Origin of the sequence: Vibrio sp. Y42_MX_L11, from assembly GCF_024181785.1 — a bacterium.
Classification (GTDB): domain Bacteria; phylum Pseudomonadota; class Gammaproteobacteria; order Enterobacterales; family Vibrionaceae; genus Vibrio; species Vibrio diabolicus.
Genome location: NZ_JAMZAP010000005.1, coordinates 185337 through 210015, shown reverse-complemented (window position 1 = coordinate 210015; position 24679 = coordinate 185337). Strand labels below are relative to the sequence as shown.

At 45.8% G+C, this 24679-nt stretch carries 25 protein-coding genes; 15 read left to right on the top strand and 10 right to left on the bottom strand.

Annotated elements, in window-relative coordinates:
- Positions 1-63 precede the first annotated feature (63 nt).
- Positions 64-708, bottom strand: a complete 645-nt coding sequence (ompW, locus tag NL643_RS07715) for an outer membrane protein OmpW (RefSeq protein WP_005391962.1) — start codon at positions 706-708, stop codon at positions 64-66.
- 496 nt (positions 709-1204) lie between these two features.
- On the opposite strand from ompW, the gene NL643_RS07710 reads away from it, so the two are divergent.
- Genes NL643_RS07710 through NL643_RS07700 form a run of 3 tightly spaced genes read left to right on the top strand, consistent with a single transcriptional unit; the run spans position 1205 to position 2835 of the window.
- The gene (locus tag NL643_RS07710) at positions 1205-1855 is read left to right on the top strand and encodes a Qnr family pentapeptide repeat protein (protein ID WP_005391967.1); all 651 of its coding nucleotides are present in this window, start codon (positions 1205-1207) and stop codon (positions 1853-1855) included.
- A 9-nt stretch (positions 1856-1864) separates the two neighbouring features.
- The gene (locus tag NL643_RS07705; protein WP_048625536.1) at positions 1865-2176 is read left to right on the top strand and encodes a cupin domain-containing protein; all 312 of its coding nucleotides are present in this window, start codon (positions 1865-1867) and stop codon (positions 2174-2176) included.
- A gap of 38 nt (positions 2177-2214) precedes the next feature.
- Positions 2215-2835, top strand: coding sequence for an HAD-IB family hydrolase (locus tag NL643_RS07700; protein WP_253644218.1), 621 nt, complete (start codon positions 2215-2217; stop codon positions 2833-2835).
- Positions 2836-2951: 116 nt separating this feature from the next.
- Here NL643_RS07700 and NL643_RS07695 read toward each other — a convergent pair whose 3' ends face one another.
- On the bottom strand, positions 2952-4130 hold the full coding sequence (locus NL643_RS07695; protein WP_006740966.1) for a lytic polysaccharide monooxygenase: 1179 nt from the start codon (positions 4128-4130) through the stop codon (positions 2952-2954).
- Positions 4131-4345: 215 nt separating this feature from the next.
- Positions 4346-4786, bottom strand: a complete 441-nt coding sequence (locus NL643_RS07690; RefSeq protein WP_069491944.1) for an Lrp/AsnC family transcriptional regulator — start codon at positions 4784-4786, stop codon at positions 4346-4348.
- Positions 4787-4900: 114 nt separating this feature from the next.
- Between NL643_RS07690 and NL643_RS07685 the strand changes: the two genes are divergently transcribed.
- From NL643_RS07685 to NL643_RS07675, 3 genes are all read left to right on the top strand, one after another.
- Positions 4901-5485 (top strand): LysE family translocator, encoded by a 585-nt coding sequence (locus tag NL643_RS07685; protein ID WP_006740964.1) that lies wholly within the window; start codon positions 4901-4903, stop codon positions 5483-5485.
- Between the two features lie 256 nt (positions 5486-5741).
- Entirely contained in the window at positions 5742-7664 is a 1923-nt protein-coding gene (locus NL643_RS07680) for a S9 family peptidase (RefSeq protein WP_253644217.1), read from the top strand.
- A gap of 211 nt (positions 7665-7875) precedes the next feature.
- On the top strand, positions 7876-8649 hold the full coding sequence (locus NL643_RS07675; RefSeq protein ID WP_253644216.1) for a siderophore-interacting protein: 774 nt from the start codon (positions 7876-7878) through the stop codon (positions 8647-8649).
- A 99-nt stretch (positions 8650-8748) separates the two neighbouring features.
- Here the strand turns inward: NL643_RS07675 and NL643_RS07670 are convergent, their stop codons facing one another.
- Together NL643_RS07670 and NL643_RS07665 are read right to left on the bottom strand one after the other, a co-directional pair.
- Positions 8749-9621 (bottom strand): LysR family transcriptional regulator, encoded by an 873-nt coding sequence (locus NL643_RS07670; RefSeq protein ID WP_253644215.1) that lies wholly within the window; start codon positions 9619-9621, stop codon positions 8749-8751.
- Positions 9622-9701: 80 nt separating this feature from the next.
- Positions 9702-10508, bottom strand: a complete 807-nt coding sequence (locus NL643_RS07665; protein WP_253644214.1) for an arylamine N-acetyltransferase — start codon at positions 10506-10508, stop codon at positions 9702-9704.
- Positions 10509-10801: 293 nt separating this feature from the next.
- Here NL643_RS07665 and NL643_RS07660 point away from each other — a divergent pair, with 293 nt between their 5' ends.
- The 5 genes from NL643_RS07660 (at position 10802) to NL643_RS07640 (ending at position 15277) form a co-directional block, all read left to right on the top strand.
- On the top strand, positions 10802-11950 hold the full coding sequence (locus NL643_RS07660; RefSeq protein ID WP_145472507.1) for an S-(hydroxymethyl)glutathione dehydrogenase/class III alcohol dehydrogenase: 1149 nt from the start codon (positions 10802-10804) through the stop codon (positions 11948-11950).
- Between the two features lie 61 nt (positions 11951-12011).
- Positions 12012-12851, top strand: coding sequence for an S-formylglutathione hydrolase (gene fghA, locus NL643_RS07655; protein WP_253644213.1), 840 nt, complete (start codon positions 12012-12014; stop codon positions 12849-12851).
- A gap of 453 nt (positions 12852-13304) precedes the next feature.
- Entirely contained in the window at positions 13305-13760 is a 456-nt protein-coding gene (locus NL643_RS07650) for an oxidoreductase (protein WP_253644212.1), read from the top strand.
- 5 nt (positions 13761-13765) lie between these two features.
- Complete coding sequence (locus tag NL643_RS07645; RefSeq protein ID WP_134646344.1) at positions 13766-14863, top strand: GGDEF domain-containing protein; 1098 nt, start codon at positions 13766-13768, stop codon at positions 14861-14863.
- Between the two features lie 9 nt (positions 14864-14872).
- On the top strand, positions 14873-15277 hold the full coding sequence (locus tag NL643_RS07640) for a hypothetical protein (RefSeq protein WP_031831553.1): 405 nt from the start codon (positions 14873-14875) through the stop codon (positions 15275-15277).
- Between the two features lie 105 nt (positions 15278-15382).
- Here the strand turns inward: NL643_RS07640 and NL643_RS07635 are convergent, their stop codons facing one another.
- The gene (locus tag NL643_RS07635; RefSeq protein ID WP_046875603.1) at positions 15383-16186 is read right to left on the bottom strand and encodes a Cof-type HAD-IIB family hydrolase; all 804 of its coding nucleotides are present in this window, start codon (positions 16184-16186) and stop codon (positions 15383-15385) included.
- Positions 16187-16281: 95 nt separating this feature from the next.
- Positions 16282-17169, bottom strand: coding sequence for a LysR family transcriptional regulator (locus NL643_RS07630; protein WP_253644211.1), 888 nt, complete (start codon positions 17167-17169; stop codon positions 16282-16284).
- A gap of 126 nt (positions 17170-17295) precedes the next feature.
- Here NL643_RS07630 and NL643_RS07625 point away from each other — a divergent pair, with 126 nt between their 5' ends.
- The 3 genes from NL643_RS07625 (at position 17296) to NL643_RS07615 (ending at position 20573) form a co-directional block, all read left to right on the top strand.
- A complete protein-coding gene (locus tag NL643_RS07625) occupies positions 17296-18162 on the top strand; it encodes an MBL fold metallo-hydrolase (protein ID WP_006740944.1) in 867 nt (288 codons plus the stop codon).
- A complete protein-coding gene (locus NL643_RS07620; protein WP_140282004.1) occupies positions 18156-18776 on the top strand; it encodes a DsbA family protein in 621 nt (206 codons plus the stop codon). The genes NL643_RS07625 and NL643_RS07620 overlap by 7 nt, the downstream gene beginning before the upstream one ends.
- A 117-nt stretch (positions 18777-18893) precedes the next feature.
- A complete protein-coding gene (locus tag NL643_RS07615; protein WP_253644210.1) occupies positions 18894-20573 on the top strand; it encodes a pseudouridine synthase in 1680 nt (559 codons plus the stop codon).
- Between the two features lie 88 nt (positions 20574-20661).
- On the opposite strand, the gene NL643_RS07610 is transcribed toward NL643_RS07615, so the two are convergent.
- Positions 20662-22002 (bottom strand): MATE family efflux transporter, encoded by a 1341-nt coding sequence (locus NL643_RS07610; protein WP_253644209.1) that lies wholly within the window; start codon positions 22000-22002, stop codon positions 20662-20664.
- Positions 22003-22535: 533 nt separating this feature from the next.
- Here NL643_RS07610 and NL643_RS07605 point away from each other — a divergent pair.
- Positions 22536-23684: a GGDEF domain-containing protein gene (locus NL643_RS07605; protein WP_048625526.1), complete on the top strand. Its 1149-nt coding sequence runs from the start codon at positions 22536-22538 to the stop codon at positions 23682-23684.
- A 3-nt stretch (positions 23685-23687) separates the two neighbouring features.
- Here NL643_RS07605 and NL643_RS07600 read toward each other — a convergent pair whose 3' ends face one another.
- Positions 23688-23969, bottom strand: a complete 282-nt coding sequence (locus tag NL643_RS07600) for a hypothetical protein (protein ID WP_041853103.1) — start codon at positions 23967-23969, stop codon at positions 23688-23690.
- Between the two features lie 131 nt (positions 23970-24100).
- Positions 24101-24385, bottom strand: a complete 285-nt coding sequence (locus tag NL643_RS07595) for a pyrimidine/purine nucleoside phosphorylase (RefSeq protein WP_005392006.1) — start codon at positions 24383-24385, stop codon at positions 24101-24103.
- Positions 24386-24679: the final 294 nt, after the last annotated feature.

The following is a 24679-nucleotide window of genomic DNA, read 5'->3' as shown; positions in this document are numbered from 1 at the left end:
TCCCCGTAACCGCCCCCAAAGTCATGCCAATAATAGTAATGTGCGTGTAACTACTGGTTTTTCTTAGAACTTGTAACCGCCGCTGATCATAAATACCCAAGGGTTAATTTTGACGTCGGTTTTTTGCTTCGCTCCACCTGCTTTGTAAGTTGCTTCTGTTTCAATGTTTGCGTACCACGCAGCAGCGTTGAGGAACCATTGATCGTTGATCATGTAGTCCACACCAATATTCGCTGCTAGACCGAATGAGTCATCCAACTTAAGATCTGAAAGACCAGCGCCTTTACCCGTGCTATTGAAACCCTCATCAAAGAACATGGTGTAGTTGAGACCTGCACCAACATATGGACGGAATTTACTTTGTGGCTCGCCAAAGTAGTACTGAACCATAAGCGTTGGTGGAAGATGTTTGGTGTCCGCGATATCACCAAGACCTAACAAATCTGTTGAGATATCGTGGCTGAATGGTGTTGCTGCTAGAAGCTCTAGGCTGATGTTATCTGTGAACATGTAGCCAAACGTCAAACCAAGCTGCGTATTTGAATCCACTTTCAATTCTTCTTGAGAACCAAGAATCTTATCGCTGCTGTCATTTGGAACGACAGACGCCGCACCAACACGAAGAACGAAGTCGCCTTGTTTATGAGCGAAAACACTTGGTGACACGAGTGCAGCAACCACTGCTAGACTGCAGATTGTTTTTTTCATTTTTTATTTCCTTTTATAGGGCTTCGTTATGTCGTACCCAAAGGTGTGCCTGCTGACTGGCCTTAGATTTCAAGTAAACTCAGCGCCTTGAAGCACACGGGCATCTATATTTTTTTGAGCTGCGCGCAATCTAGCACATAGAAACCCTACTATTTTGATGGAAATCAATTTGTGAAAAATATAGGTTTTTTGTATAGAGAAACGCCATACCGATCAACAAATTATGCAAATCGGATACAATTCTGTAATGCAAACTGTGCGTGTGAGAAGCTATGCATGCTAAAAAACACGAATCCTCTCGCTAAGGCTCGTAGCCAGCAAAAACTTTTTTATTCTTCTACGTCTTCTATTTTCAAAAAACCACCCACTTAAAACGCTCGTTTTCCCCCTTAAAATCGCGATTTGAGGGGTTTGTAAAACACTGAAATACAAGAAGTTATTTTTCTGGAAAATCAGTCACTTGGAGTGCTAGTCTGCTCGCAGCTAAGGAGAAGACATGTTAAAAACCGATCTCATTTTTGAACGAGAAAACTTTTCTCATCACGATTTTCAGAATGCCACCTTTAAAAACTGCCACTTTTATATGTGTAGTTTCGACCATGCCGATCTGCGCGATGCTAAGTTCATCGACTGTCGCTTTATCGAATCCAAAGCGCTAGAAGGGTGTAGTTTTCGCTTCGCGAACTTAAAAGATGCCAGCTTTACGAACTGTATGTTGGCGATGAGCCTGTTTAACGGCGCAAATTGTATGGGCTTGGAGCTGCGTAAGTGCGATCTCAAAGGGGCAAACTTCCAAGGTGCGAACTTTGCTAATCGCGTCAGTAACACCATGTTTTTCTGTTCTGCTTTTATTACTGGCTGCAACCTCACCTACTGTAACTTCGAGCGAGTGTTACTAGAAAAATGTGACCTCTTTGAAAACCGTTGGAACGGAGCGAACCTCGCGGGGGCAACTCTTAAAGGCTCGGATTTATCTCGCTGCGAATTCTCGCCAGAACAATGGGGAACCTTTAACGTTGAGCAATGTGATCTGACTCATGTCGAACTAGACGGGCTGGATGTTCGCCGCGTTTCTCTGTTTGGTGTTAAAATTTGTGATTGGCAACAAGAGCAATTGCTTGCGCCTTTTGGACTGATCATTATCTAAGGAAAGGCCATGAACCTGTTTAAAGACTTACCGAATAACCTCGACGAGGAAGTGTTCGAAGACCTGCTGACCCACAAAAACCTGCGTATAGAACGCATTGTCTCAACAGGGCAAACCTCGCCCAAAAGTGGCTGGTACGATCAAGAAGAACATGAATGGGTATTGGTTCTTAAAGGAACTGGAGAGCTGACTTTTGAATCAGGTGCAGTGAAACGACTTGAGGCAGGCGATCACATTACGATTCCAGCTCATACTAAACACAAAGTGAGCTGGACTGACCCAACGCAAGAAACCATTTGGTTGGCAGTGTTTTATCAATAAACACAAAACGATCTTAAATCGAAAAATAGGCGCTGAATTTGCTCGATACTACCAAGCCGTCACTGGCACTGTTTGATTTTGATGGCACCATTACCCGAGAGGATATGTTTAGCCTTTTCCTCCACTATTCTGCTTATGGCCTGCGCAAGCGAGTAGGAAAGGTCGCTATCATGCCATTTTATGCGCTGTACAAACTCGGAGTGTTACCCGCTCGTCTTATGCGTCCGCTCAGCAGTTTTATTGCATTTTCAGGGAAAGAAAAGCAGCAAATTGAAGCGATTGGCGCTCAGTTTGCCCATGAAGTGATCCCGCTGTACTTACGGCCAGAAGCGATGGAAAGGTTGGCGTGGCATCAACACAGAGGCGATACCATTGTGGTGGTGTCGGCATCACTCAATGCGTATCTCAAGCCTTGGTGTGAAGCGAACGGTTACCGCTTGCTGTGCAGTGAACTGATCTCAGAACAGCCAAAACTGAGTGGCTTTTACCAGCAAGGTGATTGCAGTTTAGAAAGAAAAGTCTCGCACGTTAAGGCGGCGTTTTCGCTCGACGAGTTTGAGTCTATTTATGCCTACGGTGATACACACGAAGACATTCCGATGCTCAAACTGGCAGACTACGCGATGCTCAACTGGATCGAGTGGAGAGCAAGCGAATAACGATATGTGCTCTGATTTTCAAGACAACCACTCCGCCAAAGTGGTCGTTTTAGACTGAAAAAACAAACCCTTCTCACATGAGAAGGGTTTTATTGATCAGGGCCCGAATAACTGGCTTAACGCCATACCCCCCATTGACCCGTTGTGCCTGGTTCCTCACCAGACGTCCACCACTGGGCAGTCCATTCTTTACCGTTGTGCGTCACCACATCACCTTGGTCGTAAACGGCCGTCTTGTCCCACAAGTTGGTTGGTTCAACTGGTGGCGGTACATCCGCTTTGATCAGTGACAACGCATAACTGAAGTCTGCGCTTGGCGCTAATACTTGGTTCGCATTCACGTTCTTACTATCGAACATGTAGTGGTTCATCTCTTGATGCCAAATGCCTACATACCAATCGCCCGTTTGCTGCGCGTTAAATTGATCCGCAATTTCTGCCGCCCAAGTCGTCGTATTGTTTGCGCTGATTGGCAGTGAAATATCAACAATTTCATTGCCTGTCGCATTAAACGTACGGAAACGGATGGTGTCACCCGCTTCTACTGGTCCAAAACCTTGCTGAACAAAGTAGCCCAGAGATGTCAGATTATTACCCGGTTCGGTTGGATCAACGGGGTCAGTCGGCGGCGTCGTACCTGTTCCGTTTAACGTAATGTCACTACAGTTGTAGAAACCTTCACCAGCGACATCAATGCGCTGCCAACGAGTATAAAGCACCGCATCGCCCGAGCGCTCAGCTGGGAAAGTCACCTGAATACGGTAGCGTTTTTCCGCATCAACATACACATCACCTGCGGTGTCAATCAGCTCTAAATCACTCCAAGTAAGCGGTTTTGAATCATCATAGGTCGGCTTGGTGAGATAGAATTCCCAGTATGATGGGTTGTGCGGCGCCTTGCCGTAAAACACCAATTCAATCTGGTTATTTGCATCTGGCGTAACATTGGTGCGCTGCCAGTTTGGAGAAGGAATGTTCAAGCCTTTCTTAGCCGCATCTCCAGCGGAACACAGTTCGCCGTCACGGACTACGGCTTTAACATGCTCCATATCTCGGTAATTTGGTACGTTTGCTGCTATTTCACTGCGTTGCACAAACGGGTAAGCACCAGATTCTTCAAAAGCCGCTTTACACGCTTGGTTGGGGATCTCATTGGTCCAAAAACCACCGTCTAAATAACACGTATTTTGACGAGCACTTGGAAACTCTACCCAGCCATGGGCGTTGACGTTAAATGAGCTCAATGCGGCAACAGCGCTTAAGCTCAAAAGAGGAAGTGTTACATGTGATTTCATCGTTCATCCTTAAATTTGCTGACTCGCCGCTCATGAACACAAGCGGTTTAAGCAAAACTAGCAGGATGAGATTATTTCGAAGGTGAGAATAAAGGTGGAAATTGTAAGAGTGCCATCTGCTTTCCAGCATTTGTTGTGTACTTGTCTCATACTCGACTGACTCTTTCGAGTCACTTCAAATTCATGTGCCACAAAACCATGCCACTCTTGACCGACTAACGTTCGTCTTTCGGTGTGTCCATTACCACCATGGTTGTGATCGACTTGACGTGCTCACACTCACCCAGTACATCGGCATGGAACGCTTTATATGCGGCCAAATTTTGCGTTTCTACGCGTATTAAATATTCATTGGCTCCCGTAATATTGTGACATTCCACCACTTCATCTACAAAGCGCACGTGTTCTTCAAAACCAAGCTGTGCTTGTTTAGAGTGCGAGGCCAAACCAATAGACACGTAAGCGACAAAACCCACACCAAGTTGCTGATTATCCAGCACCGCTCGGTAGCCTTTGATCACGCCTTTACGCTCTAAATCTTGCACTCGGCGTAAGGTTGCAGACGGAGATAAACCAACGCGTTCCGACAGCTCTACATTGGAGATTCTTCCGTCTCGTTTGAGCAATTGCAATATTCTTTCGTCAAATCTATCCATGATGATGTTTCATTGCTTATTTAGTTTCTAATCATCAAATAAAAGCACAATATTGACCTCAGTTCTACTTATAGTTGTTCTCAACTTATCGAGAACAGATTCAAGGAACAATCTATGGAATATCATCAACTGGGCGCTTTGGCGTTGTTCGCTTTTGTCTCCACTTTTACGCCGGGTCCCAATAACATTATGTTGATGACCTCAGGGGCAAATGTTGGCTTTAAACGCACCATTCCACACATGTTGGGCATTACCTTCGGCTTTGGTGCCATGTTAATTTTGGTGGGCATTGGCTTGATGAGCCTCTTCAACGCTTACCCGATTACTCACTCCATTTTGAAAGTATTGAGCTTGAGTTATTTGCTGTACTTGACGTACAAAATCGCCACGAGCGGCAAAACCGAAGCAAAACACGATTTTCGCCCGATGTCTTTTTTAGGGGCGGTGGCATTCCAGTGGGTGAACCCAAAAGGTTGGTCGATGGCGTTGACGGCCATTACGGTATACACCAGTGGCGGTTCTTGGCTTGAACTGACTTTTATCGCCGGTATCTTCTGTTTAGCCAACTTGCCATCGGTAACATTTTGGACCGCGGCAGGCATGCAACTTCAACGCTGGTTGACCACATCTAGGCGTGTAAAAGGGTTTAACTATGGGATGGCAGCGCTTTTACTGCTGTCGACTATCCCAATGATATAGAAGACAAAATATCCGTAAAACCGTGATCTAATACAAAGTTCAGGTAGATACTGAATCAATAATCACAATCTAACGCCACTTTTGGACAATGCCAGGGTCATAGTAGCGAAGCAATGCGCTATTTATTAAAAGCACACTAATCATAAGCCACAGCTATTTTTAATGTTCGTTGCTTGCTCGCAGTAACTGCGATGAATCTATCACCCTGGCCAAAAGCTCATGAGCTTAAGGTCCTTTACACAAGGAGCGTTACACAATGCACACTCGCAAGCTTATTCTTGCTGCCACTTTTGGATTATTATTGGCGGGTTGCAGTCAAACATCCACCACAACCAATGCTGAAATGATTCCACCCGAGTATCCAGTGGATTATTTCTTTAAAAACAGCGAAGTTTCTAGCTATCAAATCTCTCCTGCTGGTGACTACATCTCAATGATGAAGCCATGGCAAGACCGTAAGAACGTCTTTGTTTATCCCACAGATAACCCCGATCAGATAAAACGCGTCACATCCGTAACAGGGCGCGACATTGCATACTACTACTGGGTTGGCGAAGACACCGTAATTTACTCTCGTGATACGGGAGGAGATGAGAACTTTTATCTCGTGACGGTTAATGTCAAAACAGGCGAAGAGAAAACCATCACACCGACATCCGGTGTTGTGGCATACGTTATCGACACACTAGACAATCAACCCGATGACATTTTGATTTCGAGTAACGAGCGTAACCCGCAAGTCTTTGATATTTATCGACATAATCTAAAAACAGGCGAAAATACTCTCGTCGCGCAAAACCCGGGCAATGTGCGCTCATGGGGTACCGATCACGATGGCAACATTCGTGTCATCACCACATCAGATGGTGTTAATACCTCCGTTTTATATCGCGATACGGTTGAAGATGAATTTAAGCCGCTAAAGAATCTCACTTTCAAAGAGAGCTTTAGCCCCATTTCATTCACGCCGGACAACAAAAACTTATATGTGGCATCACGAATTACGCGTGATAAATCAGCCATCGTTGAATACGATGTAAAAGCCAATAAAGAAATACGAGAAATCTTCTCTCATCCGGAAGTTGACGTGAATAGCGCTCATTACTCTGAAGCGCTTAATAAGCTGGTTTCAGTCTCTTACGTGACAGATAAAAACCACTATCACTTCTTAGATGATTCCTACCAACAAACCTTCGAACGCCTCTCAGAGAAACTGCCAAATGTAGAAATTTCTGTAACCAGTGCGACGCGAGATGAAAGTAAAATGATTGTCGTCACCTACAGCGATGTCGATCGACCAAATTACTACTTCTACGATCGTAAAGCAGACAAATTGGAGAAATTGGCAGAAAACGCTCCATGGCATAAGCCAGAACATATGGCGAAGATGACGCCTATCCAATACACCGCTCGCGATGGAGAAACCATTCATGGGTACCTAACGCTGCCGAAGGGTCGAGAAGCCAAAGATCTGCCTTTGCTTGTGCTCCCGCACGGTGGTCCATGGGCTCGTGATCACTGGGGATTTCAGCCTGAGGTACAATTATTCGCTAACCGTGGTATCGCCGTGCTGCAAATGAACTTCAGGGGCTCAACTGGTTATGGTCGCGAGTTTTGGGAGAAGTCGTTCAAGCAATGGGGACAATCCATGCAGGATGACATTACCGACGGTGTCAAATGGGCTACCGAACAAGGTTACGCACAAGATGGCAACGTATGTATTTATGGCGCCTCTTATGGCGGCTATGCAACTCTGGCGGGGGTGACATTCACTCCTGATTTATATAAGTGCGGAATCGACTACGTTGGCGTATCTAACTTATTTACCTTTATGGACTCCATTCCACCTTATTGGGCACCATTCCTTGCAATGTTACACGAGCAAGTAGGCAATCCGAATGATCCTGAAGATGCGAAAATGATGAAAGCCTACTCACCAGTGTTCCATGTCGACCAAATTAAGGCACCCTTATTGGTCCTACAAGGTGCACAAGATCCACGCGTGGTGAAGAGCGAGTCAGACCAAATCGTTAATGCACTGCGTGAACGAGGCGTCGAGGTCGAATACATCGTGAAGGAAAATGAGGGGCACGGATTCCGCTCTTTGGAGAACCGTCTTGATGGTTACCAAGCGATGGATAGATTCCTAAAAACACATTTACTTGAGCAGACCCAATAAGCCTTTACATCGTTAAGTTCGAAAGGGCATGTTGGCGTGCCCTTTCTTATTTTTTCTACGTATTTTGCTCGCCCCAGTCCTCAGTACCACTGCAATACTCCAATAATCCAGCTCAATTCACAGTGTAAATTTATATAAAGACACTACCCTCTTATGAGAGATCTTGATAACCTTAAATGAGAAAGAGAATAATTATCGAGTAGAGTCAAAGATGAAGAAGAAGCCTCAACCTAAAACGATTGTTGTCACAGATACAGAGACAATTACCCCAAATATGCAGCGTATTACTTTGCAAGGTGAAGCGCTAAGCCAGTTTCCACGCGACTGCGAAGGTAGCTACATCAAGCTATTGTTCAATGAGATGGGCGGTACCGATTTGAACACGCTAAGCGACGATGACCGACCATTAATGCGAACCTATACTATTCGTCGTTTCCATCCGGAAACACACACCATCGAAGTCGATTTTGTCCGCCACACCACACAAGATTTACAGTGTGGCTTTGCCGCGCGTTGGGCGATGGCCGCACAAAAAGGCGATACGATTAATATCGTAGGTCCAGGCAGTATCTCTAATTTGAATACCGAGGCTGACTGGTTCTTTATGGCCGCCGATATGACAGCACTTCCTGCTCTTTCAGCGAAAATTCGTACGCTACCAGAAGAGGCAAAAGGCTATGCCGTGATCTGTGTGATGTCTGCGGCAGACATCCAGCCTCTGCACGCACCAGCTGGTATGGAGCTAATTTGGCTTACAGAAGGTCAAACCCTAGCAGAAGCGGTACGCGAACAAAAATGGCTAGATGGGGACGCCGCAGTATGGTGTGCCTGTGAGTTCGATTCAATGCGCGCGCTACGCCAATACTTCCGCAACGAGAAAGAAGTTGATCGTGAAAATATCTACATCAGCAGCTATTGGAAACAAGGCGTGTCGGAAGACGGGCACAAAGTGATTAAACGTGAAGACGCGGAATCCAATCAATAGTGGTTCATGTCTTTTCGATTCCAGCTCTCATCCCAATAAAAACGCCCGGCACCACCGGGCGTTTTAGCAACATACCTTGTAATGAGGCACTTTAAACCGCTAATCAACAAGCTCTTGCGCCAAAAAGTCGATCAATAACCGCACTTTTGGCGACAAATTGCGACTTTGCGGATACAGCGCCCAAATGCCTTCGCGATCATCGCGGTAATCGGTCAGCACCTCGACCAACTCACCATTGTCTAACGCCTCTTGCACGTAGTAGTCCGGCAGCTGCACTAAACCCAGACCGCGTTTCGCTGCGTCCACCAAAGCAAAACCGCTGTTGCATTTAATCCTTCCCGACACGCGCAAAGACTTATCGCGTTTATTTTCTTTAAAGTGCCAATAGTCGACAGAGCCAACCAAGCACTGATGCCGTCCCAATTCCGACAACGTATGTGGCTCACCAAAACGCTCCAAGTACATCGGACTGGCACACACGTAGGTTTGACGTGAGGAAAGACGCTTGGCGATCATGCTGGAATCTTGCAAGCGGCCAAGACGAATCGCTACGTCTACACCTTGCTCAATCAAATCCAGCTTTTGGTTGGTCAGCACTAAATCAAGGTCCACACGCGGGTATTTTTCCAAAAACTGATGCAAAAGCGGCGCGAGGTTCATTTCCCCATACGTCACGGGAGCCGTTACGCGCAGTAAACCGCGCGGTTCGGTCTGCATTTGCGTTACGGCAAGCTCGGCCAGTTCTAACCCTTCCACCAAATGTTTACACTGCTGGTAATAGAGTTGTCCGGCTTCAGACAGGGAGACTTTTCGCGTCGTGCGATGCAGCAATTTCACCGCAAGTCGTTCTTCAAGTGCTGATACCCGACGACTGATTTGTGCCACCGATGTTTTCAGCTTAGCTGCTGCTCCGGTAAAACTGTTGGTTTCTGCCACAGCAACAAATTCGCTGACCCCTTCCCAATTCGCCATGCTGTATTCCTGTCGACCTCTTTTAGACAAATAGTGATGAAAATGTTCTCGTCGCGCTACGCTTTGAAAACGGGAGAATTTTACGCATCAGGCAACGGACGAAGATCGCCGTACTGCGCATCAAGCTCAATGCCGAAGTATTCTTTCAATGCATCCAAATAGGCTTGGCCCGACTCTAACTCCAATTCTGTCTGCTCACCTTGGCTGGTGTATTTGAGTGTGTAGTTAAGCAATGTCACCAACCCACTTTCTGTTGCTTTCGCCGCGACTCTTGCACTGGTAAAACGCGAGTGAGGAGAAGTGGAGGTAAAAAAGTTGCCACACGCGATATCACCCGCAAATACAAACTCTAAATCGAAGCTATAAAGGTTGTTCCACGTGTCCGTTCCGTCCGTTGACAACACTTGAAGGAAGTAACCAAACTGAGCATCTTCGACAAAGCGGAAGGTTTGTAAATCCGTTTGAATCACTTGGTTGAGGATAAACGGCAATGGCGCGCGCGGCGTATTGGAGCCAAAGCCCACATCAACAATCCATGCTTGTTCATCCAGCGTTACCAACGTGATTTGATGACTACGGCCAGTTGGTGTGCCCGACACATGCACACGCCCTAGTAAACTGCGTGCTTCAAATCCGAGAGTATTGAGTACCTCAAGCATTAAACCATTCAATTCAAAACAGTAACCACCGCGAGAGTGATACACCGTTTTTTGAATGATGTCTTCAATCTCAACAGAGATGCCGCGCTGCAACGCAATATCAAAGTTCTCAAACGGCAGGCTGCGGTGCTGTGCCACGTGTACTTTATGTAATGTTTCTAAATCGGCAGGTAGCTCTCTTGGCAAACCGAGCTTGGTTAAATAGGCATTCAGATCCGTCTTGTTCATAATCACTCTTACTTCGCTGATGGGTTGATTGCGTTCTACTCGAGCCCCTCTACCTAACTTCAGGTCAACTGCCTTTTCCGCTTTCCCTTCCGCGTTGAGGAGGCATCACACTCTTATAATCTGCTTACCTTACCATTATTACGTATATGTAAAAATCATTTTCAAAATGGACGGATTATCATTTTTATTGAAACACCTAGAATAGATACCAACAAAACGACGCAGCGCAGTAAGCAAACCTTAACTACGCTTATTACGTCACTCCATATACTGAGAATATAAAGGAAAATCCAATGACTGTTGAAATCAAACCTGGTCAAACTCACATCAAATCCAAGGCAATGGTTGCATGGGCCGCTGGCGAACCACTGAAAATGGAAGAAGTGGATGTACAGCTTCCTAAAGCGGGTGAAGTGCTAGTGCGCATCGTCGCAACAGGTGTTTGTCATACTGATGCGTTCACACTGTCAGGCGACGATCCAGAAGGCATCTTCCCTTCTATTCTTGGTCACGAAGGTGGCGGTATTGTTGAAATGGTTGGCGAAGGCGTTACCAGCGTTGAGGTTGGCGACCACGTGATTCCTCTTTACACCGCAGAATGTGGCGAGTGTAAGTTCTGTAAATCGGGCAAAACCAACCTTTGTCAGGCCGTGCGTGAAACACAAGGTAAAGGTCTGATGCCCGATGGTACAAGTCGTTTTTCTATCAACGGTGAAACCATCTTCCACTACATGGGTTGTTCTACTTTCTCTGAGTACACGGTACTCCCTGAAATCTCGCTAGCGAAAGTAAACAAAGATGCACCACTTGAAGAAGTGTGTCTGTTAGGTTGTGGCGTAACAACTGGTATGGGCGCAGTTATGAATACGGCAAAAGTTGAAAAAGGCGACACGGTTGCGATATTCGGTCTGGGTGGTATCGGTCTTTCAGCAATCATCGGTGCACGCATGGTGGGTGCAAGCCGCATCATCGGTATCGATATCAACGAAAGCAAATTCGATCTTGCAAAACAGCTAGGCGCAACCGATGTGATTAACCCACAGAAATTCGACAAGCCTATCCAAGAAGTGATTGTTGAAATGACTGACGGTGGTGTTGACTACTCATTCGAATGTATCGGTAACGTAAACGTGATGCGTCAGGCACTTGAGTGTTGTCACAAAGGTTGGGGTGAGTCGGTGATCATCGGTGTTGCGGGTGCTGGTCAAGAGATCTCAACTCGTCCATTCCAGCTAGTTACTGGTCGTGTATGGCGTGGCTCGGCTTTCGGTGGTGTTAAAGGCCGCTCTGAGCTTCCAGAAATCGTAAACCGTTACATGGCTGGTGAGTTTGGCTTGCAAGAGTTCATTACTCATACAATGGGATTGTCTGACGTAAACAAAGCGTTTGATCTGATGCACGAAGGTAAGAGTATCCGTACTGTTATTCATATGGATCAATAATGCTGCCTCAGGCTCTCCTTTTGGGGAGCCTGAATTCATTCTGTTGTTAGAGAGTTTATTCATGACCATTGAAAATGTAAGCCAGGCCAAAGTGTTTGGCGGTTGGCACAAACAATATACACACGAATCCAAAGCCCTAAACTGCACGATGCGCTTTGCGATTTTCTTACCACCGAATGCAACTAAATCGAACCCCGTACCCGCTTTGTACTGGCTATCTGGTTTAACCTGCACCGATGAAAACTTTATGCAGAAAGCGGGCGCATTTCGTATGGCGGCCGAGCTTGGCATTGCGATCATTGCACCAGACACGAGTCCAAGAGGCGAAGGTATCGCTGACGATGAAAACTATGACCTAGGTAAAGGAGCTGGCTTTTACCTTAATGCGACTCAAGCACCTTGGTCACTGCATTACTTCATGTACGATTACGTGACTAAAGAGTTACCAGAGATCATTGAAAGCAATTTCCCTGTCTCAGAAGTAAAATCGATTTCTGGGCACAGCATGGGAGGTCACGGAGCATTAACCATTGGTCTGAAAAACGCAGAACAATATCGCTCAATATCGGCGTTTAGCCCTATCTGTAACCCAGTCCAATGCCCTTGGGGACAAAAAGCCTTTACTGCTTACTTAGGCAAAGATATTGAAAGCTGGAAGCAATACGATGCAAGTGAGCTTCTCAAGCAAAAACCATCACCACTTCCTATTTTGGTTGATCAAGGTGATGCTGATGGCTTCCTCAACGAGCAACTTAGGCCAGAAGCGCTGGTTTCTGCAGCAAAATTGCATGATTCAAACCTGAACTTAAGAATGCAATCTGGTTATGACCATAGCTATTATTTCATCTCAAGCTTTATTGACGATCATCTCAACTTCCATGCGAAGTATTTGTTTGCCTAATTCATAGAAGTAACTTGATGAATTAAAAAATAAAGTCACCTACCTAGGTGGCTTTATTTTTGGTGCGTATTAACATACCAATCTTAAATAACATTGGAATAAAGATAGAGAACAATGTAAGGATGAAATCGGGTTTGCTTATACCTCAATCATTAACCCTTCTAATTCTCATTCACAATACAATTCATCGGTTGAAAATAGGATTAATTTCCATTAAAAATCTTCGAACTGACGCGAATTCGTTATAGAGCGAAATAATAACGCATATTTCTGACCTTTTAATTAAGAAGTCACTTAATAACCTTGACGTAAAGTAAACCGACAGTTAATTTTCAAACATAACATATTATAAATATCTCATCCGGTTGGCTCTATTATTACAATTACAAATAAAGTACCGCTAGCACCTTTGTCCTAGCTCAGCAAAAAAGAATAAAACTCAAAGGGCATATGATGAAAAAGATAGTCGCGCTAGGTCTGTTTTTTGTTGCGCCATTCTTATCTGCAAGTACGATCGTATTTAGCAGTAGCCAACAACCTAGTGTCACATTAAAACTGGAAGAGATTCAATCTTTACCAACCACCAGCTACACAACCACACTACCTTGGATCCCTGCTTCTTCTGAATTTCTTGGGGTCAAACTTAGTACGCTCCTCACCCACGTCTATGGCAAAGTGCCAGAACAAGTTGATGTCAGTAGCTTGAGTGACTATCACTCGACACTGTCTCGACAAGACATTCTTAGATACCAACCAATACTGGCTTACCAACAAGATCAACACTATATAAAAGTCAGGAATAAGGGGCCATTTTGGGTAATATACTCTCTTAGTCTCTATCCTGAGCTCAACTACAATAAATATCACGCGCAAATGGTCTGGCAAGTAAATGAGATGAAAGCAAAATAATTAGAATGAAGTTATCAGAACCCACCCCTCAAAAGCAGAGAGCACCACAATACTCGACAACCAGTAAAATGTTGCTTGTGGTGTTTGCCACTTCTTTGCTTCTCGCAAATGTATTGCTTCTGCAGCAGACACGCGCACTGTCACAAAACTTTAATAATGAGCAAAAACAAGCAACCTGGTTTTTATTCCAACTCTCTAAAGAGCTTTCGGAGCTTGTCGGAGAAGCGAGACGAGTCGATGAAAATGTATTAAATATCGAAGGTGCAGAGCTACAATATGAATTAGCCTGGAGTAGATTCGATTTATTAATTAGTAGTAATGAAGCCTACACTTTTTTCTCTCGAAATAATATGCATCAGTATTTCATTGATCTTTTTGAGGAATTTCAGGGGCTGGAAGCGCAATTAGTTGAAGCAAGAACTGGCGATAGCCAAGCTGCGGCTCAATTTTATCGATCCACTCAAACACTGTACTTAAGCTTGGTCGATTTCGTTAATCAGAACTTTCGCCTAAGCAGCAAAGTCTATGAGGCACAGAAAGGAGAAACGCAACGGTTAATGCAAGCGCAGTATATGCTGTTTGCTACATTCGTTTTGTCGATCCTGTCTCTGACTTATTTCTTTTATCGTGAATCCCATTTCCATAGAAAACTGGCGCTCAGCGACCCACTGACTCATCTTGGAAATCGCAATGCATTATTTATCAACCTGAATGAGCTCACTCAAGAGAAAAAGCCTTTTTCTCTGTGGATTTTAGATTTAAATGGTTTTAAGAGTGTCAACGATACACACGGTCACCAAGTGGGAGACACCGTACTGCGTGAAATTGCTAGACGGCTTAAATCTATGGCGTTGAATGATTTTACCGTCTATCGCATGGGAGGCGATGAGTTCGCCGTCATCCTCGAAGGGGAGCATGTTGATGAAGAAGTCGTTCATGAGCATATCAATGCGGTATTTGATGCGCCAATACTAAACTCCGACAACGTCGCAACACTATCAACCAGCATGGGCTTAGCCCAATACCCAAAAGACAGTAACAATGTTGACTTTCTTATCAGCATAGCGGATAAGCGCATGTACAAAATGAAATTTCAACGTTAAACGGTATTTATGATGAGAAAGTTCATGCAAGTACTGCTTCTACTGGCAGTCATTGCGGCAGGTGTGTTGGCTTGGGTATTTATCCCATCGCACGAAACCATCGGGCAAAAAACGCTTGAGCAGGCACTCAACGATGACTACAGCCTCGTTGGGCATCGAATCTACTCAACCGATCCGGATGCTGGCAACCGATTCGGCTACTTCGTATTGGCAACGGGCCAGAGCATTGAAGAGCAAGAGCCGTTTTTGGTCACTTCGGATCAGTTTATTCGCATGGAACAAACGGGTGATAATACCTTGTCTGTGACCGTCAATGGCCGTATTTACCAATACCACAACGACTTGTGGGTACCAAAATCGGATGGAAAGTTGCAGCACTTTTTAGTCAGCGCAACCGCTAAGTACGTGCGCTAAAAAACGGGAACATTACTACCCCCTCCCACCACACAAAAAACAAAGCCCCGCATACACTGCGGGGCTTTTTACGTTAAGAAGAAAAGAACATCGAAAGGATGAGCGTTACTTCGCTAACACTTTCTCTTTAATCACTTTTAGTACCCCAGCCTCTTGGTTGCTTGGCGCAGAATAACGAGCGATTTTCTTAATCTCTTCATGCGCATTGGCAACCGCGTACGAATGCTCACTGACTTGCAGCATTTCGAGGTCGTTGAGGTAATCACCAAACGTCATGGTTTCTGCCGGAGTAAAATTCATCGTCTCTTGAAGGTGCTGGATGGCCGCGCCTTTAGACGCCTCGGCATTCATCACATCCAGCCAAATTTTTGCGCTCACTACGACTTTATGCGTTGCGCCAAACTTCGCGTTCATGGTCGGGAACAGGAGCTCTTCCGAACCGTCAAAGTGACAAATTGCTACCTTAATAAACTCGTCTTCGACCTCAAGCAAATCCGGCACATATTCACAGCGGTGGTAGTACTTTTGAAATTCTTCCAGCGATTGCTGATCATGCGTTTCGATGTACGCCGAGCGCTTGCCACACAATACGATGTTTGCTCCGTCAATTTCACGAGCCGCTTTCACAATCTCCGCCACTTCCGCTTTAGGAATAGTGCAACTGTAGAGCTCTTTGTCTTGGTACATCACCAAGGTGCCGTTTTCGGCCACATACAACACTCGATCTTTGATTGGCGCGAACGTGTCTCGCAGGCTGTAATACTGACGACCAGACGCAGCGGAGAACAAAATGCCTTGCTCTTCCAGTTGCAAAAACAGGTCGAAAAACTCTGGATCCAAACGACCGTATTGGTCAAGCAAAGTGCCATCCATATCGGAAGCAATAAATTTGATGCGAACTTGTGACATTAACTAAAACTCTAAATGACGCTGCGAAAAATATATCCATGTAAGGTACAGGATCTTGTATGAATCTCAAGTCGGGATGACGACGCCTTTCGCAATTACCAAGGGTGCAGTTTAAAGTAATCTTCACTGTGATCGATGAAGGCTCTCACCGCAGGAGACAAGTGTTTACGTGATGAATACAGCGCGTAAATGTTGAGATCATTTGGCTTCCAATTCGGCAACACCGACTCAAGCTGACCCGATTGCAGATAGATATTGCTCAAATAGGTTGGCAGCATCGAAATACCCATGCCTTGCAAAGCGCCATGCAATAACGCTGTGGCCTCATTGCTGGTTAGGCGACACTCAATTCCCACCGATTCGAACTGCTCGCCCTGAGACAAATGCCACACGTGACGCTCAAAGTTTTTGTAACCCAAACAGTCGTGTGAAGATAAATCTCGCGGATGCGCGATCGCGCGATGAGTTTGCAAGTATTGCGGCGATGCCACCAACACCGATTCACACACCGCAATCGGCTTACCAATCAAAGAAGGATCGGGATCTGACGCAATTCGGATTGCCAGATCGATGCGTTGCTCGGTTAGATCACTCACTGAATCTTGCAGATCTATGTCGATATGCACTTTGGGGTGCTTTTGCATAAAACTGTTTACGGCTGGGATCAACTGTGAGAACCCAAATGAAGTGCTAGACGCGAGACGGATTTTTCCGGACAGCTCACCATCAACGGCAATGTTCGACGTCAACGTATCGGCCTGTTTTAACCAGCGCTCAATCTGAGGCAAGCTGCGCTCCCCTGCGGTGGTGAGCGACACCTTGCGCGTGGTGCGGTGCAACAAACGAGTTTGCAACCAGTTCTCCATCGCCTCTACATAACGAGTCACCATTGGCCGAGACATGTCTAACCGCTCGGCGGTCGCGGTAAAACTGCCAGAATACACCACATCCACAAATACTTTTGCTGCCGTTACTCTGTCCATACATTTGCTCGAAATAAGAAATAGTGATGCACATTATTGTGTATTTTTCCGAGCGTATCAATTTCCTAATATAGCTCCCGTTCCCAAGCCATGGTCGCTTGGCCCCAAATTCTTTAGGAGCTTATTATGAAAAAATTCACTTTGATTGCTGCATCCATTTTAATGGCAAGCCCTGTTCTAGCGGCAAACCACTCTCCCCTTACTCTTGAGGTTTACAACGCCGACGGTAACAGCTTCCACGTAAACTCAACCTTGGTATACGGTGAGACTGACGCCATGGTTATCGACACTGGCTTCACCAAAGCTGACGCGATGCGTATTGCCGCTAAAGTGTTGGACTCAGGCAAAACGCTTAAAACCATTTTCATCAGCCAAGCGGACCCTGATTACTATTTTGGCGCAGAGGCCTTACACCAACAGTTCCCTGATGCGCAGATCATCACAACGCCAGCGGTTCAAAAAATTATTAAAGAGAAGTTGGCTGGAAAGTTGGCGTACTGGGGACCAAAGCTTGGCGCAAACGCACCGGTAAAACCAGTAATCCCTGTCGCATACGACAAAGCATCATTAGAGCTAGAAGGTCATAAGATTGAAATCCGTGGTAACCATGGCACATCAGCACACCGCCCTTACCTATGGATTCCAGATAACAAAGCGATTCTAGGTAACGTAGCCGTGTACTCAAACGTGCATTTATGGATGGCAGATGCCGCTGACCAAACCGCTATCAATGCTTGGGAGCAGCAGCTTAGCGAGATGCTTGCGCTTAAACCTCAAGTGGTCATTCCTGGTCACATGAAAGCAGGCACAAAGCTGAACGCAGACACCATTCGCTACTCGCAACAATACTTGCAGGATTTTCAGCAAGCGAAAAAACACAGCAATAACAGTGCTCAACTCATTGACACCATGTCAGCGAAATACCCAGAAGCTCAATTGCCAATCGCGCTAGAAATCGGTGCGAAAGTGCATACTGGTGAAATGTCATGGTAACCGTGCATTACTTCTTCGATCCCATGTGTGGTTGGTGCTACGGGGCATCACCACTCATCGAAGCCTTGATGGACACCTCTCAATTTAAGGTGGAGCTTCATCCCGGCGGCATGATTGAGAAGCGCGCAATTGAGCCTGAATTTCGTCAGCACATCATCAACAGTGACGCTCGTATCGCAACCGAAACCGGAGCAACGTTTGGTGAAGCATATCTGCAACGCGTGAAAAGCGAAGATGCGTTTGTTCTTGATTCTTATCTACCCACACAAGCGATCTTGAGTGCGGAGAAAATGGGGCTGAATCCATGGCACATGCTAAAGGCCATCCAATCCGCGCATTATCAGCTCGGGTTAAAAGTGAATGAAGCATCGACGCTCAAAGCCATTGCAGAATCGCTAGGTTTAGCAAACGATGTGTGGGAGCAAAACATGACGTTAAGCGAAGCCGATCTAGATGAGAAAATTCGCTCTAGCCGACAGTTGATGCGCCAGTTACACGTTGGTGGTTATCCAACCCTGATTGCAGAAGTAAATGGCGAGTACCTGACCTTGCCGCACTCGGCCTACTACGACAAACCGGCACAGTGGAAGCTGGCATTACAAAAACTGCAATAAGCTCTTCCCCACTCGCTCTTGTTCTTAATCCAAGAGCGAGTGCCAACACCGACATGGCAATCCTGACTCAAACAGGTACAATCCTCGCTCGATTTTTTACTCGCGCGGATACCCACCATGCACTCGCCTGAACATTGTTTTACTCGTTTTACTGCTGATACTTCTGACTATGAATTACCAACGCAGTTTACGTTTCCGTTCTACTACACGCCGCATCCTCTTTGCGTTATGGCCGCAAAGCAATTGCAACAGCACTTATTAGCGCAAACCGACTTCGAACACGATTTTGGTTTTGTTAATGAAGAAACGGGGCGAGGCAAAATGTTTGGCGTATTACTAGTAGAAAGCTCTCAAGGCGAGCTCGGCTTTTTAAGTGCGTTTTCTGGCAAAATTGCTGACCAAAACTTGATTCCAGGATTTGTCCCTCCTGTGTACGACATGCTGACCGATGAAGGCTTCTTCCGCGCAGAAACGGATGCCATCAACGCCGCCAATGCGGAGTACAAAACCTGTGCTGCGAATCCGGAATTGGCGGAGCTTAAAGCGCAAATCCAAGCCGACCGAGCCGCTTATCAACAAGAAGAGCAAACACAGCGCCAAGTGATGATTGACGGCCGCGCCACACGCAAACGACAGCGCCAACAGGGCGAGCAAACACTCAATGCCGATGACCTCAAAATCTTGTTGGATGAGCTGGGTAAACAAAGTGTCGCCGAGAAAAACGTTCTCAAATACTTAAAGCAAGCGTGGGATGAAAAGCTTGCAATCAAAGAAGCGCGCTTGGCCGAGTTAGAGCAGCAACTTGCTCATCTGAAAGAGCAGCGCAAGACACTCTCCAACGCTTTACAGCACAAACTGCATAAACAATACCGCTTCCTAAACAGCCATGGCGAAGCACGCGACTTGGTGGACATTTTTGCGGACACCACAAACCCAATACCACCAGCAGGTGCAGGGGAATGTGCTGCGCCAAAACTGCTCCAATACGCGTTTAAATACGGATTCAAACCGCTGGCGCTGGCAGAATTTTGGTGGGGTGTGTCGCCAAAGTCTGAGGTTCGCCAACACAAAAAATTCTACCCATCGTGCAACAGCAAATGTCAGCCGATTTTAGGCCATATGATGCAAGGGCTGGATGTCGAACCTAACCCATTGGCGGAGAATTGGGCAGAAGGCAAAGAGCTGAAAATAATCTACCAAGACGACGCTATGGTCGTGGTCAACAAGCCCTCGGGCTTACTTTCAGTGCCGGGTAAAACCATCAAAGACTCTGCTTATACACGCCTACAAGCGATGTTCCCTAATGTGGAAGGGCCGTTTGTGATTCATCGCCTCGACATGGCGACCTCTGGCATTTTGGTGTTTGCCTTAACTAAGCGCGCGAACAAAAGTCTGCAAAAACAGTTTATGGCTCGCGGCGTACAAAAACGTTATATGGCACTACTCGAAGGCGTATTGAACGCGCCAGAAGGGGAAATTTCACTGCCAATGCGTGGTGACCCCGACGACCGCCCACGTCAACTGGTGTGTTTTGAACACGGGAAACATGCAGAAACCTACTGGCAACTGATTGAAGTCAAAGATGGACGCAGCAAGGTATACATGTATCCGAAAACCGGGCGAACTCACCAACTACGTGTACACAGTGCTCATCACATGGGATTAAACATGCCGATGGTTGGTGATGGTTTATACGGCGAAAAAGCGAATCGCTTACACCTGCATGCTGAGATGCTAGAGCTGGATCATCCATACAGCAAAGAGCGCATGGTGTTCAGAGCTGAGTGCGAATTCTAACGTCTTCCAGATTTAAAATAACAAAAGGCACTGACTAACAGTGCCTTTTTGGTTTCTAACAACAGAATAAGCGCGATACCGAAAACCGTTAGCTCACCTTAAACTTGGTCCACACCTGAGAGCGCCAACGCCTTGCCATGATGATACCACGTACCCATTCATCGAGTGCGATTGCCATCCAAGCCCCTAAAACGCCATAACCCAAGTGGATGCCAAAGATGTAAGAGAAAAGCACGCCTAGTCCCCACATACTCAAAATCCCCATTTGCACTGGGAACTTGATGTCACCCGCGCCTTTGAGCCCCGCGATAAAAATCAGGTTAAACACACGTCCGGCCTCGAGCAAAATTGAGCCCATGACTAACGAGCCTGCCAATGCGAGTATTTCTGGTTGATCGGTAAATACGCGCAGAATCTCTTCTCTAAACAGGTAAATCAGTGTGGTTGCCGCCGTTGATGCCACAAATCCCACTAAGAAGTAGATTTGTACACGTTTTAAAATGCTGCTCACCCAACCTTTACCGATGTAGTAACCAGTCTGAATTTGCGCTGCCTGACCAATTGCCAACGCGAAAGCAAACGAGAAACGGGCAATGTTTTGCGCATAAGTGAAAGCTGCCAACGATGCCGTCCCCATTTGCACCACAAAGTACACAATGCAGATTTGCGCCACGTTGTAAGACAGCACTTCACCCGCGTTCATACCGCCGATTTTTAAGATCTTTTTGTAAATCTCTGCGGGCACTTGTTTCATGGTCGACATCGGTAGTTCAACGCTGCTGCGAGCGAGAATAAACCATAACATTAACGTACCGATGACTTGGCTGACGACGGTTGCTATTGCTACACCCTGCACACCATACACAGGTAAACCGAATGGCTGGTAAAGCGCAATATAGTTACCAATGATGTTGAACACACCCGAGATCAAGTTCACCACCATTGGAGAACGTGAATAACCATGACTACGCAGAATAGTTGTAAAAACAACGCCAATCGTAACGTTAAACGTCATCGCACCGCTTATCAGCAGATATTCATGAGCGTACTGCTCGACTTGCGCTTCCAAGCCGTAATACGGGAGTAGATATATCGCGCCAAGCACGGCAATCACACTCAAAAACGCACCGACAATCACAGACAGCGCAATACTTGCAACGCCGACGTTCACAGACTCTTGCTCGCGCCCAGCACCGTTGTATTGGGCAATCAAAATCCCCGTTCCGCTGCTGACAAACGTCGAAACGATGATTAAGAAAAAGGTAATCTGCGTGATCACACCAACAGCGGATACCGCTTTGTCTGAGTAGCCACTCAGCATGAACACGTCACTGGTTCCTAAAGCCGTCCGTAGCAAAATTTCGACAAGAATCGGCCAAGCTAACGCCACAATGGACATTCGCTGGTTGATGTTCTGGCTTTTAGGCATGTTTGTAACCTTTCCTACAACTAAAAACTGCCTCACAAAATGTGTGAAGCAGTTTGGAAAAAGAGTGACTCGAACGAAGCTCGATATGAGGTCGTGATTTAGCGCGGATTCTAGTCGCATATTGGTCACAACGACAACAATATTTCGCTCTGTTTCGGAAAAATATTTCTAATGCTTTTTCACAACGAAAAACTCATTGACGGAACTTAGAGATCGTCGATTGACGAACAATGAGCTCAATAGGTAGAAGGCGCCATTCATGCTACTCCCAACAGAGTTGAGTCAGGATAGATCCTACAAATACGGCAGTGGAAATGCATTACTTTGAATTATCAATCGAACCATCTGAAGCCATAAAGATCCGCCATGGAAAACTTTATAAGCCTTTGTTGTGCTTTGAGCACTCTCACCAAACCACACTTCTAGGCCCATACTAAAAATGACTGACATCACATTTGGAAACTTTGTTGTTCTATTTATCGCTAAAATACCGCCTAGAATAAGCGTACACGTTAATTAAGCAAGGATACGTAATGTCGACATTGGCTGGAGCACGCTTAGAGGAAATGGCGGATATCCGCTCAACAAGAAAAAAGAAAATTGTCTTTTTATGCTCCAGTATCGCCGCGGCATGTTTAACTTATGGCTCCATTGCTCAATTGTTTGAGGATAATTGGGGATTAAGCTTTTTCCATGCTCTGTGTGCCTTAGCCTGTTTAGGTATCAGTTATGTGATAAAGGTTCAACGACATCATCAATATGCCGACCTATGGCTGAGTGCAGTCTTGATGTTCGAAGGGTTATTGCTACTTCTGTATAACGATGCCCCCTCAGGCAAACTGCTATGGCTATACCCCATTGTCGCCACTCTGGTGCTGATCAATGAGTTTAAAGTCGGTCTGCTGTTTAGTGGTACCTATATCTTACTGATCTTTTTTGGCGTCGTTTTTTTAGATCGGCTACCAACAGCCAGTGACATCATAGAACGACGATTTATGCTGACCCTGATAGCAACTGCATTTGTGTGTCACACATTCTCGTATTACTACACAAAAGTCCTCAACTACATTCAAACACTTTATCGTGAAGGGATTGAAGAGTTGGCGTATTTTGACCAACTCACAGGGCTTGCCAACCGCTGGAGCTTTGAAACTTGGGCGCGAGCAAAGCTCGATGAGATCAACCATTCATCTGATGACAGTATCACTGCTCTGGTCTTCCTTGATATTGATAACTTCAAACATATTAACGACACCTACGGACACGATATTGGTGACCAAGTGCTTCAAGCCTTTGCAACTCGATTAAAAAACAATGTTCGCCATAAAGACAGAAAAACCGACAAACACGACTACTCCATCGCTCGATTTGCGGGCGACGAGTTTGTGCTCATGCTGTACGACATAAACAGTAAAGATGACCTAGACAGCATTTTGAAGCGTATTGTGAATCTATTCCCAAAAGGCTACCGAAGCTACGATATGATTAACGAGTTAACGATGAGTGTGGGCGCTGCTATCTACAAACAAGATGCGAAAGACTTATCTGAATTGACTCGGTGCGCAGATAAAGCAATGTATGCGGCTAAACACACAGGGAAAAACCAATACGCGTATTACGAGCACTGCAATACCGAAGAGAAGTCAGCCTCTGAAACGCCAGCTGTGTCAGAAGCTTGCTAACGGTTAAGCGAATACATGCATCACCCATAGCCCCAGCACCAGAAATACGATTAGCCACACAGCTTGCAACACTCTGCTCGGCTTATCTTGCTGGCGACCGAATTGGCCTTTAAACGCACGGTCTTTCACTTTGCCCATTAAGCCTTTTCCTAGAGCACGTCGATAGAATTCACGTCTCTTATGGGCTGCATTGGCGACCTCGGTAAAACGATGTCTTTGCTCATTGGTGAGATCTTTGTCCTCGTAACGAGGAGGGAGATCAGAATGCTTGCGTTGTACTGCCATCACTTCCTCCCTGGTCGATGGGTACATTTTTATTAAGTATATACCCAAATAACCAAAAGATGCGTTATAAGTGAAGGACATAGACGAAAAAACCACCCGAAGGTGGCTTTGTTACAGGCAAAAAGGACGCTTTAGAAGTACTCACATAAATACGCAGTCGCGTCTTTCACTTGAAGCTCAAATGAGGAGTTCCCTTCCACTTCAAAAAACTCACCACTTTGGTAAGTCGTCCAATCACTCTCGCCGACACGCTTGACCACAAGTGCACCTTTTACAACCGTCATACGCTCAGGCGCTTGAGTGCCGAACGTGTATTCACCAGGAAGCATTACACCAACGCTAACGTCCTGATCATTCTGGTTAAAGCCTAGTGATTTTACACTACCTGCAAAATAGCTATTTTCCTTAATACTCATTATTGGTTTCCTTATCAAAAGTCCGCTCTTTTTTACCTTGTTTCTTCCTGTTACTCAAGCTCTGAAAGCCATTAAGCTCAACGTTATAAAGCACATCCTTTGCTACTGAGCGAGGCCACCTTTTTCTAGACTTAACCAGACGACGTAATTAGTGAGATAAAGTCGGTGAATTAGTTAACGCTAGCAAACAATAAAACCATCAATAAGAGTGTATCCGAATGTAAAAGTGGACATTAGATCATAATTTCTTAGTCTTAATGGCGGGATTGTTTGTTTTTGAGAAGGAAGGTTTCC